The organism is Neoroseomonas lacus, from assembly GCF_014644535.1.
In the GTDB taxonomy this organism is placed as follows: Bacteria; Pseudomonadota; Alphaproteobacteria; order Acetobacterales; family Acetobacteraceae; genus Neoroseomonas; species Neoroseomonas lacus.
This window is the reverse complement of sequence record NZ_BMKW01000014.1, coordinates 69,606-84,750: the sequence shown is the minus strand read 5'-3', so window position 1 is coordinate 84,750 and position 15,145 is coordinate 69,606. Positions and strand designations below refer to the sequence as shown.

Here is a 15,145-nt window from a genome sequence, read left to right as displayed (position 1 = left end):
CTACGCCGCCAGGAAAGGCTCCAGCGCGGCAAGGAAGCCCTGCGGATTCTCCGCATGCACCCAGTGCCCGGCATGCGGGATGGTGGTGAAGGCCGCCTGCGGGAACAGCGCGCGAAACACCGCATGGTGTTCCGGGCGGATATAGCCGGAGCGATCCCCGGCCATCACCAATACCGGGCCATCAAATCGTGCGCCGGCTGGCGGCGCGAAATCCTCGATGGTGGGCATGGCGGCGGCGAGTTCGGCCAGGCCAAGCCGCCAGGCCGGCGGATCAGTCTCGAAGCGCAGGCTTTGCAACAGGAAGGCACGGATGCCGGCTTCGGGGATGGTCGCGGCAAGGTGGGCGTCGGCCTCCTTGCGCGTCATGCCGCTGCGCAGCGGCAGCGTCTGCATGGCCTCGACATAGCCACGCAGGGCGGGCCGGTAGCGCACCGGAGCGATGTCGGCGACGATGAGGCGCTCGACCCGCTCGGGGTGTGCCAGGGCGAAGGCCATCGCCACCTTGCCGCCCATCGAATGGCCGAGCAGCGAGGCATGCGGCACGCCGGCGGCGTCCATCGTCTCAGCGAGGTCGGCGGCCATGGTGGCGTAGTCCATCGCCCCGGCGCGCGGCGACGCGCCGTGGTTGCGCAGATCCGGCGTCAGGACGCGGTGGCTTGGCGCCAGGGCGCGACGAATGCCGCCCCAATTCTGACCGGCGCCGAACAAGCCGTGCAGCAGGATGAGTGGCGGCCCCTCCCCCGCCTCGGTCGATGCGAGGATCATTCGCGCGCCGCCAGCACGACGGAGGCGACGATCAGCGTACCGCCCGTCAGCATGTCCCAGCCCATCGGTTCATGCAGCCACAAGGTGCTGACCGTCACGCCGAAGGCGGGAACCAGGAGGAAGGCGACCGAGGCGACGGCGCCAGGCAGTCGGCGGCCGACCTCGATGACGCACCAGGTGCCGATCGGTGCCACGATCAATCCAATATACAGCATGTACGGCCACGATGGTCCGTGGATGCCGCCGTCGGGTTCCAGCACCAGCGCGAAGGGCAGGATCAGCAGCGTCGCCAGGCCAAAGCACCAGGGAAGCAACTCGAAGATCGAGCTTTGCGGTGGAAAGCGCCGCGTGGTGATGATCGCGAGGGTCCAGAACAGCGCCGCCAGCACCAGCATCAGATGGCCGAGAAGCTGGTTCAAATCGGTCCAGTCCACCGCCCAGGGGCCGGCCAGCACGGCAACACCGGCGAGACCGAGGCCGGCCGCGGCCCATCGGTACAGTGGCACCTTTTCCCCCAGCACCAGAACCGAGAGCGGGATGAGCCAATAGGTCACGACCGCCGAGATGATCGCTGTGCGCCCGGCCTGGACCATGGCGACCGCGGCATGGGCGAGGACGAAAAAGAGACCAAGCTGCAATGCGCCAAGCGACAGGACCGAAGGCCAGTCCCGCCGGCGCGGCAGATGCAGACGGCCCAGCAACGCCAGCAGGATCGCCGTGACGATGGCGGCAAGGCCGGCACGCCCAAGCGCGAACCACATCGGCGAGGCATTGGCGAGCGCCGCCTTGGTGACGGGCCAAGCGCCGCCAAACAGGATGATCGCGACGAGCAGGAGGTGCAGGGCCGAGCGCATTGGTGAGCCAGTATGTCCCGGTCCGTTGGCAAGGCCGAAGGAAGATCACAGATTCTGTGCTAATCTGAGCCTAAGTACGACTTTTTGGAAAGCTTCGCGGCAGTGAAATCGTATGCAGCGGACGATTGAGCTGCCCTGTCAGGAGGCACTATGCCATCGACGCGGCCCATGACCGGGCATATGACCGGCACGCAGTCGAACCAGCGCCGCACTGACCAGGGCCAGTACTGCACCGCCGGCGGCGAAGGAGCGCGTGGCGCCACGCGGCAGACGACCGACCAGCACTGCCAGCAGGGCCGCCACGGCAAGCAGGGCGAGGAACATCGCACTCAGTCCATGTAGAGGCCGCCATTGATGTGGATGGTCTCGCCGGTCACGAAGGCGGCCGCGTCGGAGGCGAGGAAGGCGATGACGGAGGCGACTTCCTCCGGCGTGCCGAAGCGGCGCATCGGCGTGGCGGCGATCAGCGCGGCGCCGTTCTGCGCCATGATCGCTTCGGTCATCGGCGTCGCGATGATCCCCGGGGAGACGCAATTGGCGCGCACGCCTCGCGGGCTGAGTTCATGCACCAGGGACCGCGTGAAGGCGAGCACCGCCGCCTTGCAGGCGGCGTAATGTGCGTGGCGGACCGAACCGCGATGCCCGGCCATCGAGGCGATGTTGACGACCGACCCGCCCGCGCGCAGTAGCAGCATCGCCGCGCGACAGGCATGGAACACGCCGTCGAGGTTGACCGCGATCGTCCGCCGCCAATCGTCGTCCGTCATGGCCGCGACCTCCTGTTCGACATAGAGGCCGGCGCCGGTCACCAGGATGTCGAGGCCGCCGAATTCGCGCCCGGTCATCGCAATGGCCTCATCAACCTCGGCGGCTTTGGTCACGTCGACGCGGGCGGTCAGGATGCGGGCTTCTCCGGGCGCCAGGGAGGCGGCGAAATGCGCCATCGCCTCCGGGTCGAGGTCAGTGAGCACGAGATGCGCGCCGAGTTTGCGGAACAGCGTCGCGGTGGCGCGCGGGATGCCGCCATTGGCGCCGGTGATCAGGGCCACCTTGCCCGTCAGGTCGAACATCGCCCGTCTCCCTCAAGCGGCGCCAACGCCGCGCCGCGCGCTCACCGAATTGCCGATCAATCGGCGACCTTCAGCATGATCTTGCCGATATGCTCGCTGCTTTCCATCAGGCGATGCGCGGCGGCGGCCTCGGCCAGCGGGAAGACGCGGAAGATCTCCGGCCCGACGGCGCCCTTGGCGAGCATCGGCCAGACCTTGGCTTCGAGTGCCGCCGCCAGCTTGCCCTTCTGCATCGTGGTGCGCGGCCGCATGGTGCTGCCGGTCACTGTCAGGCGCTTGAGCATGATCGGGCGCAGATCGGCCTTCTCGACCTCGAAGCCACCCAGGAAGGCGATCAGCACCAGCCGCCCATCCCAGGCGAGTGAGCGCAGGTTGCGCTGGAAATACGCGCCGCCGACCATGTCGAGGATGACGTCGACGCCGTTCTTATCGGTCAGGCGGCGCACTTCCTCGGCGAAGTCGTGAGTCTTGTAGTTGATCGCCGCATCGGCGCCGAAGCGCAGGCAGGCGGCGACCTTGTCCTCGCTGCCGGCGGTGGCGAAGACGCGCGCGCCGAAGGCCTTGGCGAGCTGGATGGCGGTGACGCCGATGCCCGAGGTGCCGCCATGGACCAGCAGCGTCTCACCGGCCTGCAGGTCGCCATGGCCGAACATGTTGGCCCAGACGGTGAAATAGGTCTCGGGCAGCGCGGCGGCGCGGATCGCATCATAGCCATCCGGCCACGGCAGGGTCTGTGCCTCGGGGGCGGTGCAATATTCGGCATAGGCGCCGCCATTGGTAAGCGCGCAGACCCGGTCACCAAGCTTGTAGCGGGCGACATCCGTGCCGATGGCGACGACCTCGCCGGAACATTCCAGACCCATGATGGGGCTCGCACCGGGGGGTGGCGGGTAGTTGCCGCTGCGCTGCTGGACATCGGGGCGGTTCACCCCGGTCGCCATGACGCGGATCAGCACCTCATCCGGCTTCGCCACCGGCAGCGGCGCCGCCGCGGGCACCAGAACCTCCGGCCCGCCACCGGCGCCGTGGTCGATGATCGTCATCTGCTGCGGCAGCGTGGCCATCTGCGTCGTCTCCCCTTGGCGTGTCGGGGGACCATTCTCCCCCCCGCGCATGCGCGTCAAGGCGGCGGCGGGCTTGCCATAGGCCGGCCGGGCGCGGAACATCGCGGCGAGTCCGCGATACCGGAGGCCGTCCATGCAGCAGATCCGTCGCCGTCCGCTGCTGGCGGGCCTTGCCGCCGCGGTCGCGGCGCCGGGAATCGCCGTGGCTCAAGGCGCGGATCTGAAGTTCGGGGCGTTGTTTCCGTTCTCGGGCGGGCTCGCGCTGCTGGGGGATGAGAGCTTTCGCGGCCTTGAGGTTGCGGCCGAGGAACGCAATGGCACCGGTGGCCTGCTCGGGCGCCAGATACGGCTGGTCAAGGGCGACGCGGTCGACCAAGCGCAGGCGACCAGCGAGGTGCGCCGGCTGATGACTGCGGAGCGTGTCCTCGCGGTGTTCGGCACTTATGCCTCTCCGCTCAGTTTCGCCGCGACGCAGGTGACCGAATTGCAGGGCGTGCCCTATTTCGAGATGGGCGCGATCAGCGACCCGATCACCGAACGCGGCTTCCGCTACGTGTTTCGCACCTGCCCTCGGTCGTCGGATTTCGGTGCCGCCACGGTAGCCGCGGTGCCGAACACGCTGGCGCCGATCTACGATGTCGACCCCAAGTCGCTGCGCATCGCCGTGATGTTCGAGGACGCGCTGTACGGCCAGACGGTGTCCGGCTTCCAGGAACAGCAGTTGCGCGCGCGCGGCCTGACCATGGTCGAGAAGCTCGGCTATTCGGCGCGGTCGGTCGACATGGCCTCGGTCATCCAGCGGCTGCGCGGCGTCAATGCCGATATCGTGCTGCATACCGGGTATCAGAACGACATCGTGCTGTTCTTCCGTGGGATGCAGGAAGCCAATTGGAAGCCGCGCATGGTGATCGGCTCGGGGGCGGGATATTCGCTGACCGATACGGCGCGCGCCTTGGGGCCGGCCTTCAACGGCGTCATGAATGTGGACTTCACGCAGTTCGCGGTGAATGAGCGCTTCGCGCCCGGCGTCTCCGCCTTCGTCGACCTTTACAAGCGGCGCTACGGGTCCGAGCCGCGCTCGGGGCATTCGCTGACGAATTACTTCGGTGCGAAGGTCTATCTCGATGCCGTGCAGCGCGCCGGCGCGACGGAGAAGGACCGCATCCGCACCGCGGTGCTGGCGACCGATATCGCCGACGGGACAACGGCGACCGGCTGGGGCGTGCGGTTCGACGAGCGCGGCCAGAACACTCGCGCCAAGCCTTTCCTGCTGCAATGGCAGGATGGCAACCAGGTCACGGTCTTCCCGCAGGAGGCCGCGGTCGCCCAACTTCGCGGGCAGATGGGCGACCCCGCCGGGTAACGGGCGGGCGTGCGATAGGGGAGGACACCAACAATGACGCACACCAACGCAGCACGGGCGGCATTGCCCCGATGACCGCGGTACTGTCGCCGCTGCTGCCGGGCGGCACGCGCGTGCTGGTGACCGGCGGGGCGCGCGGGATCGGGCGCGCCGTCGCCGACGCCTTCGCGGCGCAGGGGGCGCGCATCTGCATCCTCGACCGCGATGCAGTGCCGGATGCGCCGGCGGGCTGGCTCTGCGTCGCCGGCAATGTCGCGGAGGAAGCCGAGGTCGAGGCCGCCTTCGCCGCGATGGATGCCGCCTGGGGCGGCGTCGATGTCGCCTTGGCCAATGCGGGCTTCGCGATGAACACGCCGACCATCGACCTGCCCGTCGCCGCGTGGCGGCGCATCGTGGATGTGAACCTGACCGGCGCCTTCCTCACCGCGCAGGCCGCCGGCCGGCGCATGTTGCGCGACGGGGCGGGACTGATCCTGTTCACCTCATCCCTGTACGGGACGGTCGGCGGGGCGGATCGGGCGGGCTATTGCGCGACCAAGGCGGCGGTAGCGAACCTCGCCCGCGCGCTGGCCTGCGAATGGGGGCTGCGGGGGGTGCGCGTGAATGCACTGGCACCCGGCTATACCGAGACAGCGATGGTGACCGACCTCGTCGCACAGGGGCGGCTGGATCGCGACAGGTTGACCGCCCGCGCGCCGCTGCGGCGGCTGGTGCGGCCGGAGGAAGTCGCGGCGCTGGCCTGCTTCCTGGCCTCGCCGGCGGCGAGTGCGATCACCGGGGCGGTGCTGGCGGTGGATGCCGGCTGGAACGCGAATGGCGGCCCGTGACCGTAACGCCGCCCATGCGCGATGGGCGGCGCCGGCCGGTCAATCGACGCGGATGCCTGCCTCCTGGATGATGGTTTCCCATTTGGTGCGCTCGGCCTCGAGCCAGGTCGCGGCATAGGCGGGCGAATTGTTGTCGACCACGCGCATGGCGAGGTCGCCCAGGCGTTGCCGCACGCCAGGCTCGGCAGCAACCTTGCCGAAGGCGGCTGCCGCGGCATCGACCACCGGCGCCGGCGTGCCCGACGGCGCCATCACCATGTGCCAGGTATAGGCGAGCAGGCCGGGGAAGCCCGCCTCGGCCGTGGTCGGCACGTCGGGCAGCTGCGGCAGGCGCTGTTCGTCCATCACCGCCAACGCGCGGGTCTCGCCACGCTGCACGAAGGGCAGGCAGGTGGTGGCGACATCGATGATGATCGGCACGGAACCATTCAGCACGTCCGGCATTGCCGCCGCGGTGCCGCGATAGGGCACGTGGTTGGCGCGCAGATTGTTGCGACGGAGCAGCAGCTCGGTGGCGAGGTGCAGCGCGCCGCCATTGCCACTGCTGGCATAGTCGTACTTGCCGGGCTCGGCGCGGATCCGATCGACCAGTTCCTGCAGCGTCCGGGCTGGGAAGTCCTTGTTCACCGTGATCACCATTGGGATCACGCCGATCAGTGAGACGGGCGTGAAATCCGCCACCGGATCGAAGGGCAGGCGCGGGAAGAGCGGCCGCAGCACCGAATGCGCGACCGTGGTGTAGAGCAGCGTCTGGCCGTCCTTCGGCGCCTTGGCGACGGCATCGGAGCCAACGATCACGCCCGCGCCGGTGCGGTTTTCCACAATCACACGCTGAGGCAGGATCTTGGAGAGTTCATCGGCGAAAAGGCGCGCCGGGATGTCGGTCGGCCCGCCGGCGGCGAAGGGCACGACGAGGCGCACAGGCTGGGTCGGCCAAGCCGGGGCCTGGGCGCGGGCGGCGACAGGGGCAAGGGCCGCGGCAGCGCCGAGGCCCAGCAGATCACGACGGTTCATATGGCAATCTCCCGAAGCGCCGACGCATGAACCAAGCCCTGGCATGCGTCAACCGCTCCGGGGATCGCCCGGTCAGCTCGGGCGGATGCCGGCGCTGCGGATGACCGGCGTCCATTTCGCCATCTCGCTGGCGAGAAAGCGCGCCGCGCTCTCGGGCGTGCTGTCGGTGGTCACGTTCATCAGCATCTGGCCGAGACGTTCCTGCACCGCCGGCAGCGCCAGCGCGCGGTTGAAGGCGGCGTTGATTGCGTTCACCACCGGCATCGGCGTGCCCGAGGGCACCATCGCCATGTGCCAAGTGTAGCATTCGAAATTCGGCACGCCGCCTTCGATGAAGGTGGGCAGGTCGGGCAGATAGGGCATGCGGGTACGGGTGCTGATCGCGATGGCGCGCAACTCGCCACGCTGGATGTAGGGCAAGGCGCCGGAGGCGACGTCGAAGATCATCGGGATGCGACCGGACAGCACTTCCGGCATGGCGGCGGAGGAACCGCGGAAGGCGATGTGATTGACCCGCAGCCCGCCCGCCATGTGCAGGAACAGTTCGGTGCCGAGATGCACCGCGCCGCCATTGCCGGAGGAAGCGTAGTCGTATTTGCCCGGATTGTCGCGCAGCAGCTTGATCAGGTCCGGCAGGTTATGGGCAGGGAAGTCCTTGTTCACCATCAGGATCATCGGGATCTGGCCGATGAAGGCGCAGGGCGTGAAATCCGCCACCGGGTCGAAGGGCAGGTGTTCGAACAGGCCCGGCAGATAGGCGTGGCCAACCGTGGTGTAGAGGATGGTCTGGCCATCCTTCGGTGCCTTGGCGACAGCATCGGTGCCGATCAGCACACCCGATCCGGTGCGGTTCTCGACGATCAGGCGATTGGGCAGGAACTTCGACATCTCATCGGCCAGCAGACGGGCGGGGATGTCGGTCGGGCCGCCGGCGGCGAAGGGGACGACGATGCGCCCCGGCGCGGTCGGCCAGACGGGCGCCTGCTGAGCGTGGGCGACGAAGGGGGCCAGGGCGCCGGCGGCGCCGAGGCCGAGGATGTGGCGACGATTCATCGGTGGGTTTCCTCCCGGTTGCTTGCCGGTATCTGGAAGCCCCGTGCGGCCTACGTCAATGGTCTCAGGCTGGATCGAGACGCCGCCCGCTCGTCGCATCGAAGACGTGCAGTGCGGCCAGGTCGGGGGCGAGGTGCAGCCCCTCCCCCGGCACCCCGCCGGGGATGCGGGCGGTGAGTTCGGTGCCATCGGCGAGGCGACCATGCAGTACGGTTTCCGAGCCGAGCGGTTCGGCGAGATCGACGCTCACGGCCAGGCCATCCGGGCCGCCCGGCAGCAAATGTTCGGGCCGGATGCCGATGGTGACCGGCTGCCCTTCCCCACCCGGCCGCGCGCCATCAGTGAAGCGCCAGACAGCACCGCCGGCGAGCCGGGCGGCATGGCCGCCCTCGGTCAGGGTGGCGGGCAGGAAGTTCATCGCCGGGCTGCCGATGAAGCTGGCCACATAGGTATCGGCGGGGCGCGACCACACTTCCATCGGCGTGCCGATCTGCGCGGCGCGGCCTTCATGCATCACCACCAGCCGGTCGCCGAGGGTCATCGCCTCCACCTGGTCATGGGTGACGAAGAGCGAGGTGACCGAGAGGCGCTTCTGCAGGCGGCGGATCTCGGCGCGCATCTGCACGCGTAGTTTGGCGTCTAGATTGGACAGCGGCTCGTCGAACAGGAACAGCTTGGGGTGGCGCACGATGGCGCGACCCATCGCGACGCGCTGGCGCTGCCCGCCGGAGAGCTGGCGCGGCTTGCGGTCGAGCAACTGGCCGATCGAGAGCAGCGCGGCGGCTTCCTCGACGCGGGCGCGGATCTCGGGTTTCGGCAGGCCGCGGATCTTCAGGCCATAGGCCATGTTCTCGAAGACCGTCATGTGCGGATAGAGCGCGTAGGTCTGGAACACCATGGCGATGTCGCGGTCGGCGGGTTCGAGGGGCGTCACGTCGAGGCCCTCGATCAGCACGCGGCCGCCTGTCGGTATCTCGAGCCCGGCGACGATGCGCAGCAGCGTCGACTTGCCGCAGCCGGAGGCGCCGACGATGACCACCATCTCGCCGTCGCGCACGGCGAGGTCGATGCCGTGCAGCACCTGCGTCACGCCGAAGGATTTGGTCACGCCCTGGATATCGAGGCTCGCCACGCGGCTACTTCTCCGTCTCGGTCAGGCCCTTGATGAACCAGCGCTGCATGAACACCACGACACCGACCGGCGGCAGCAGGGCGAGCACCGCGGTGGCCATGATGACGTTCCATTCGTTCTGCGCGTCGCCATTGCCGATCATCTTGGTCAGGCCGACGATGACGGTCTCCAGCGAGCGGTCGGTGACCATCAGCAGCGGCCAGAGATACTGGTTCCAGCCATAGATGAACAGGATGACGAAGAGCGCGGCGAGGTTCGTCACCGACAGCGGCAGCACCACGTCCTTGAGGAAGCGCAGCGGCCCGGCGCCGTCCATCTTGGCGGCTTCGACATACTCGTCGGGGATGGTGAGGAAGAACTGGCGGAACAGCAGCGTCGCCGTGGCCGAGGCGATCAGCGGCAGGGTCAGCCCCGTCATGGTGTCGATCAGCGACAGGTCGGTCATCACCTGGAAAGTCGGGATGATGCGCACCTCGACCGGCAGCATCAGGGTGATGAAGATCATCCAGAAGAAGATCATCCGCCCGGGGAAGGCGAAGAACACCACGGCGAAGGCCGAGAGGAAGGAGATCGCGATCTTCCCCACCGCGATCAGCAGCGCCATCATCAGGCTGTTGAACAGCATGGTGCTCGCCGGCACCTGGAAGGTGTTGCGGCTGCCGCCGCCACGGAACCAGGCGGTGGCGTAGTTGTGCACGGCCTCGGCCCCCGGCAGCAATGGCACGTCGCCACGGCCGATGGTGTCCACCTCGTGGGTGGAGCCGATCAGCGTGATCCAGATCGGCAGCGCGAAGAGGCACACGCCGAGGATCAGCGCGACATGGGTCAGGATGCGTTCGCGCGTGCGGCGGCGGCGCGAGGCGGCGGCAAGGGCTTCGACGTCCATCGTGGCCGACATCAGTAATGCACCCGGCGCTCGATGAAGCGGAACTGGATAGCGGTCAGCGCAATGACGATGACCATCAGCACCACCGATTGCGCGGCGGATGAGCCGAGATTGAGGTTCTGCACGCCGTCAACATAGACCTTGTAGATCAGCGTCTCGGTGGCATTGCCGGGGCCGCCCTGCGTCAGCGCGTGGATGACGCCGAAGGTGTCAAAGAAGGCGTAGACCAGGTTCACCACCAGCAGGAAGAAGGCGGTGGGCGAGAGCAGCGGGAAGATCACCGTCCAGAAGCGGCGCATCGGCCGGGCGCCGTCGATGGCGGCGGCTTCCAGCACCGAGGTCGGGATGGATTGCAGCCCGGCCAAGAAGAAGATGAAGTTGTAGGACACCTGCTTCCAAGCGGCGGCGAGGATGACCATCGCCATCGCCTGCCCGCCATTGACCCGGTAGTCCCAGGTGATGCCGAGCGCGGTGAAGCCACGCCCGATCAGCCCGATCGAGGGATGGAACAGGAACAGCCACAGCACGGCCGCGAGGGCGGGGGCCACGGCGTAGGGCCAGATCAGCAAGGTCTTGTAGAGCCCCGCCCCGCGGATCTTCTTGTCCGCCTGCACGGCGAGGAACAGCGCGGCACCCAGCGCGAGGCCGGCGACTGCGGCGGAGAAGAACGCCGTGTTCAGGACGGCGCCGAGGTAGCGCTCATCCCGGAACAGGTCCGTGAAATTCTCGAAGGCGACGAATTCGGTACGCAGGCCGAAGGCGTCCTGGCGCAGCGTCGACTGCCAGACCGCCATACCGGCGGGCCAGAAGAAGAACACCAGCGTCACCGCCATCTGTGGCACGAGCAGCAGGTACGGCAGCAGGGCGCCGCGGAAGATGACCTTCTTTCTCATCGGTCGCTCCGCGGCGCCGCGCGATGCATCAACCGCGATTCGCGCGTTCGAAGTTGCGCAGCACCTGGTTGGCGCGCGTCGTCGAATTGACCAGGACCTGCTCGGCGGTCTGCTGGCCCTGGAAGGCGCGCTCCATCTCTTCTTCCATGATGGTGCGAATTTCGACGAAGCCACCGAGGCGGATGCCGCGGCTATTTTCGGTCAGCTGGCCGCCGCCGCGCAGCAGTTGTTCGATGGGCACATCGGCGCCGGGGTTCTCGCGGTAGAAGCCGCGGTCGCGCGCGATGGCGTAGGAGGCGCGGCGCACCGGGACATAGCCGGTGTCCATGTGCCACTGCGCATCGACCTCAGGCTGGCTGATGTAGCGGAAGAACTCCGCGACGCCGCGGTATTCATCCGGCGTGCGGCCACCGCCGGCGGCTGGGCCCTTGGTCATCGCCCAGAAGCTGGCGCCACCGATGATGGAGTTGAGCGGCGCACGCGGCGTGCCTTCGTAGTACGGCAGCATCGCGACGCCCCAGGAGAATTGGGCCTCCCGCTGCACCCGGGCGCGGAAGCCCGAGGAGGTGGTGAGGATAGCGCATTCCCCCTTGGGGAAGGCCGGCTCGCCGACATTGGTGCGGCCGCCGTAGCGGAACAGGCCGGCCTTCTGCCAATCCACCAGGTTCTGCATGTGGCGCAGCATCACCGGGTTGTTGATGCGCATCTCGGTGTCGAGACCGCCGAAGCCGTTGCCTTTGGTGGCCAGCGGGATGTCGTGGATGGCGGAGAAGTTCTCGACATGCGCCCAGGTCGGCCAGGCGGTGCTCATCGGCACGTCCGAGCCGCCGGCCTTGAGCTTCGCCAACACCTCGGCGAGCGCCTGATAGGTGGTGGGGAAGCGATCCGGGTCGAGGCCGGCGCGGCGGAAGGCGTCCTTGTTGTACCAGACGATGGCGGTCGAGCTGTTGAACGGCATCGACATCATCCGCCCGTCCGCCAGGCTGTAATAGCCGCGCACGCCGGGCAGGTAGTCGTTGAAGTCGATCTGCACCCCGGTCTCGGCCAGCAGTTCATGCACCGGTTTGATAGCGCGGCCGGCGGCCATCATGGTGCCGGTGCCGACCTCGAACATCTGCACGATGTGCGGCGCGCTGTTGGCACGGAAGGCGGCGATGGCAGCGACCATGGTCTCGGGGTAGCTGCCGCGATAGGTCGGCACCACCTTGAAGCGCGGTTGGCTGGCGTTGAACGCCGTGACGCGCTGTTCGAGCAGGCCGCCAAGCGGCTGGGCCAGGCCGTGCCAGAATTGGATTTCGACCGGGGCCTGCGCGAGGGCGGGGGCGGCGAGGCCAAGGGTCGCGGCCCCGGCCAGCAGAGTGCGGCGCTGCATCACGGCGTAATCTCCCATTGCGATGTCCAGGGCCAGGTAGCCCTGGCTCGTTTCGGGCAGACTACAGTTATGTTTCAGTTCAATGAAGCGCCTTCCGGTGGATGGCCGACAAGGCGGGCATAGACCTCGGGATCGGTCGCGCCCTCGGTGCCGAACAGCAGCACGCGGCTGTTCTCGTCGAGCCCCAATGCTGCACGCGCGAAGGGTTCGCCCGCCGCCAGCAGGAGCGCAGCAAGGCCGGCCACCGCGCTCTCGCCCGCCACAATCGGCGGCTTGCGCGCGGCCAATGCTTTCATGCAGGCGACGGCGCTGTCATCCGGGACGGCGATGACGGCGAAGGCGCTGCGTTCCAGTTCCTGCCAGGCGAGCAGCGAGGGTTCGCCGCAGGCTAGCCCGGCCATCAAGGTATCGAGATCGCCCTCGATCGTGGTGGGTGCGCCGGCCTCGACGCTGGCAAGCAGGCAGGCGGCCTTCTCCGGCTCGGCGATGATGACGCGCACAGCAGCACCGAATCGCGCGCGCATCTGCGCGGCGACAGCGGCGGCGACGCCACCGACGCCGCCCTGGATGAAGACATGCGTCGGCGCGGTGCCGATCTGCTCGGCCGCTTCGTCGGCCATGACGCGATAGCCCTGCATCACGTCGCGCGGCACCTCTGTGTAGCCGGGATAGGAGGTGTCGGAGACGACGAACCAGCCATTGGCGTCGGCCTGCTTCTGCGCCTCGCGCACGGCGTCATCGTAATTGCCGGGCACGACGCGGATTTCGGCGCCATACTTCGCGATCGCGTCGCGTCGCCCCTGGCTGACATGTTCATGCACGAAGATGACGCAGGCCGCGCCGAACAGCTTCGCGCCCCAGGCGACGGAGCGGCCATGATTGCCGTCGGTCGCGCAGCAGACGGTGAAGACTTTGGTCGCGTCCATGAACGCGCCCTCCATCAGGTCGGCCGCGGTAGCAGCGTTGGCCACGCCGCGCTTGGCGAGTACCGCCTGCAGCAGCCGCATCACCGCATAGGCGCCGCCCAGCGCCTTGAACGAGCCGAGGCCGAAGCGCCCGCCCTCATCCTTGTACTGCACGCTGGCCACGCGCGCGGCGGCGGCGGCGTCCGGCAGGTCGACCAGCGGCGTGACCGCATAGCCGGGCCAGGAGGCGATTTCCGCCTTGGCGCGGCGGAAGCCGCCATCGGGGAGCACAACGACGCCAGGCGTGCCGTGGCGGCGATTGATCATGAAACGGAACGGAAAGGTGGGGATCATGGTAGCGGCATATTGCGCCCGGCCGCGCCCCGCGCCAAACCGGACGGGAGATCGGAGGCACGGCATGAAGATCACCATCCTTGGCGGCGGCGGGTTCCTGGGGCGTAAGTTGGCGGCACGGCTGGCGCAGGACGGCGCATTGGGCGGCAAGCCCATCACCGAACTGACGCTGTTCGACCTGGCGGCGCCGGCACCGCTGGCCACCCCCTTCCCGTTGCGCTGCCTGGGCGGCGATGTCGCCGACCCGGCCGCAGTGGCCGCCGCCATCCCGCCGGGGACGGAGGTGGTGTTCCACCTCGCCGCCGTGGTCAGCGCCGCGGCGGAGGCCGATTACGACCTCGGCATGAAGGTGAACCTGCAGGGCACGCTGGCGGTGCTCGCCGCCTGCCGGGCCCTGGGGACCAAGCCGCGGGTGATCTTCACCTCCTCCGTCGCCTCCTTCGGCGGCGGGCAGGATGCGGTGGTGCCCGATGACGGGCGGCAGGTGCCGACAAATTCCTATGGCGCGCAGAAGGCGATCGGCGAGCTGTTGCTACAGGACGCGTCGCGCAAGGGCTTCCTCGACGCCGTCAGCATCCGGTTGCCGACGGTGATGGTGCGGCCCGGGCGGCCGAACAAGGCGGCGTCGTCCTTCGTCTCGGCGGTGGTGCGCGAACCGCTGCTCGGGCTGTCGACCGATTGCCCGGTGCCGCCGGAATTCGCGGTGTGGATCTGTTCACCGCGCAGCACGATGGAATGGTTCCTCCATGCGGCGACGATGGACACCACGCCGCTCGGCGCCGATCGCGGCATCAACCCGCCCGGGCGCAGCGCGACCATCGCCAAGATGCTGGAAGCGCTGGAGACCGTGGCCGGCAAGGCCGCGCGCGAGAAGGTCGGCTTCGCCTTCGACCGGGAGATCTATGACATCGTCGTCGGCTGGCCGGCCGCCTTCGCCGCGACGCGGGCGCGGCGTTTCGGGTTCGTCGAGCAGGAATCGCTCGAGGAGCTGGTGCAGGCGTTCATCGAGGATGACCTCGCCGCCACCAAAGCCGACCGGGGGTTGTAAAGGAGGTCGAGGGGCGCGGCCCCTCGAGCACCGCGGCACGAAAACGAAGGTTACAGTAGCTTCGTTCGATTTCTGCGAAATCGAAGGGCTGGTGGTCAGGCCTCAGCCACCGCGCCATCGCGTTCGGTCATCAGGCGGCGCATCGCCTCCGGCAGTTCCGCCTTCTTGCCCGTCGCATTGTCGATCACGACGCACAACGCGCGCGCCGAGCACAGCAGCCCGTCGCGCCACATCCCGTATTGATGCACGAACGAGGAACGGCGGAACGAGACCGTTCGCGCCGTCAGCAGCACCTTGTCCTGGAAATGACCAGGGCGAAGGTACTTCACCTCCAGCGTGCCAACCACCGGGCCGGGCGCATCAGGCGCGAAGGTGCCGCCGGCACCCAGCCACCAGGCAATACGCATATCCTCGAACAACGTCAGATAGGCGGCGTGATTCACATGCGCGTAGATGTCGCATTCCGCCCAGCGAATGGTGTGTTCCTGCCACAGGGCCCATGGGCCCTCCACGCCGAAGCGGTCGCGCAGCGCCGCATCCATCAC

At 68.2% G+C, this 15,145-nt stretch carries 16 protein-coding genes; 4 read left to right on the top strand and 12 right to left on the bottom strand.

Features of this window, described 5'->3' with window-relative positions:
• Together IEY36_RS24525 and IEY36_RS24520 are read right to left on the bottom strand one after the other, a co-directional pair.
• Positions 1–765, bottom strand: a complete 765-nt coding sequence (locus IEY36_RS24525; RefSeq protein ID WP_188971861.1) for an alpha/beta fold hydrolase — start codon at positions 763–765, stop codon at positions 1–3.
• On the bottom strand, positions 762–1,619 hold the full coding sequence (locus IEY36_RS24520) for a DMT family transporter (RefSeq protein ID WP_188971859.1): 858 nt from the start codon (positions 1,617–1,619) through the stop codon (positions 762–764). The genes IEY36_RS24525 and IEY36_RS24520 overlap by 4 nt, the downstream gene beginning before the upstream one ends.
• 168 nt (positions 1,620–1,787) lie before the next feature.
• On the opposite strand from IEY36_RS24520, the gene IEY36_RS24515 reads away from it, so the two are divergent.
• Positions 1,788–1,961 carry a hypothetical protein gene (locus IEY36_RS24515; protein WP_188971857.1) on the top strand — a complete coding sequence of 58 codons (174 nt, stop codon included), beginning with the start codon at positions 1,788–1,790 and terminating at the stop codon, positions 1,959–1,961.
• Here the strand turns inward: IEY36_RS24515 and IEY36_RS24510 are convergent.
• Together IEY36_RS24510 and IEY36_RS24505 are read right to left on the bottom strand one after the other, a co-directional pair.
• Entirely contained in the window at positions 1,949–2,689 is a 741-nt protein-coding gene (locus IEY36_RS24510) for an SDR family NAD(P)-dependent oxidoreductase (RefSeq protein ID WP_188971855.1), read from the bottom strand. The genes IEY36_RS24515 and IEY36_RS24510 overlap by 13 nt on opposite strands.
• A 56-nt stretch (positions 2,690–2,745) precedes the next feature.
• Entirely contained in the window at positions 2,746–3,753 is a 1,008-nt protein-coding gene (locus tag IEY36_RS24505; RefSeq protein WP_188972025.1) for an NAD(P)H-quinone oxidoreductase, read from the bottom strand.
• 133 nt (positions 3,754–3,886) lie between these two features.
• Between IEY36_RS24505 and IEY36_RS24500 the strand changes: the two genes are divergently transcribed.
• Positions 3,887–5,116, top strand: coding sequence for an ABC transporter substrate-binding protein (locus IEY36_RS24500; RefSeq protein ID WP_188971853.1), 1,230 nt, complete (start codon positions 3,887–3,889; stop codon positions 5,114–5,116).
• A 71-nt stretch (positions 5,117–5,187) separates the two neighbouring features.
• Entirely contained in the window at positions 5,188–5,943 is a 756-nt protein-coding gene (locus tag IEY36_RS24495) for an SDR family NAD(P)-dependent oxidoreductase (RefSeq protein ID WP_188971851.1), read from the top strand.
• Between the two features lie 39 nt (positions 5,944–5,982).
• Here IEY36_RS24495 and IEY36_RS24490 read toward each other — a convergent pair whose 3' ends face one another.
• The 7 genes from IEY36_RS24490 to IEY36_RS24460 all read right to left on the bottom strand — a co-directional run bounded on the left by IEY36_RS24490 (position 5,983) and on the right by IEY36_RS24460 (position 13,552).
• The gene (locus IEY36_RS24490) at positions 5,983–6,957 is read right to left on the bottom strand and encodes a tripartite tricarboxylate transporter substrate binding protein (RefSeq protein WP_188971849.1); all 975 of its coding nucleotides are present in this window, start codon (positions 6,955–6,957) and stop codon (positions 5,983–5,985) included.
• A gap of 72 nt (positions 6,958–7,029) precedes the next feature.
• Positions 7,030–8,010, bottom strand: coding sequence for a Bug family tripartite tricarboxylate transporter substrate binding protein (locus tag IEY36_RS24485; RefSeq protein ID WP_188971847.1), 981 nt, complete (start codon positions 8,008–8,010; stop codon positions 7,030–7,032).
• Positions 8,011–8,074: 64 nt separating this feature from the next.
• Positions 8,075–9,142, bottom strand: coding sequence for an ABC transporter ATP-binding protein (locus IEY36_RS24480; protein ID WP_188971845.1), 1,068 nt, complete (start codon positions 9,140–9,142; stop codon positions 8,075–8,077).
• A gap of 4 nt (positions 9,143–9,146) precedes the next feature.
• Positions 9,147–10,040, bottom strand: a complete 894-nt coding sequence (ugpE, locus tag IEY36_RS24475) for a sn-glycerol-3-phosphate ABC transporter permease UgpE (RefSeq protein WP_456307060.1) — start codon at positions 10,038–10,040, stop codon at positions 9,147–9,149.
• Positions 10,040–10,921, bottom strand: coding sequence for a sn-glycerol-3-phosphate ABC transporter permease UgpA (gene ugpA / locus IEY36_RS24470; RefSeq protein WP_188971843.1), 882 nt, complete (start codon positions 10,919–10,921; stop codon positions 10,040–10,042). Before ugpA ends, ugpE begins: the two co-directional genes overlap by 1 nt.
• A gap of 28 nt (positions 10,922–10,949) precedes the next feature.
• A complete protein-coding gene (gene ugpB, locus IEY36_RS24465) occupies positions 10,950–12,293 on the bottom strand; it encodes a sn-glycerol-3-phosphate ABC transporter substrate-binding protein UgpB (RefSeq protein ID WP_188971841.1) in 1,344 nt (447 codons plus the stop codon).
• Positions 12,294–12,367: 74 nt separating this feature from the next.
• Positions 12,368–13,552 carry a diaminopropionate ammonia-lyase gene (locus tag IEY36_RS24460; RefSeq protein WP_188971839.1) on the bottom strand — a complete coding sequence of 395 codons (1,185 nt, stop codon included), beginning with the start codon at positions 13,550–13,552 and terminating at the stop codon, positions 12,368–12,370.
• A 64-nt stretch (positions 13,553–13,616) separates the two neighbouring features.
• On the opposite strand from IEY36_RS24460, the gene denD reads away from it, so the two are divergent.
• Positions 13,617–14,600, top strand: coding sequence for a D-erythronate dehydrogenase (gene denD / locus IEY36_RS24455; protein WP_188971837.1), 984 nt, complete (start codon positions 13,617–13,619; stop codon positions 14,598–14,600).
• A gap of 95 nt (positions 14,601–14,695) precedes the next feature.
• Here denD and IEY36_RS24450 read toward each other — a convergent pair whose 3' ends face one another.
• Entirely contained in the window at positions 14,696–15,142 is a 447-nt protein-coding gene (locus IEY36_RS24450) for an acyl-CoA thioesterase (protein ID WP_229681559.1), read from the bottom strand.
• Positions 15,143–15,145: the final 3 nt, after the last annotated feature.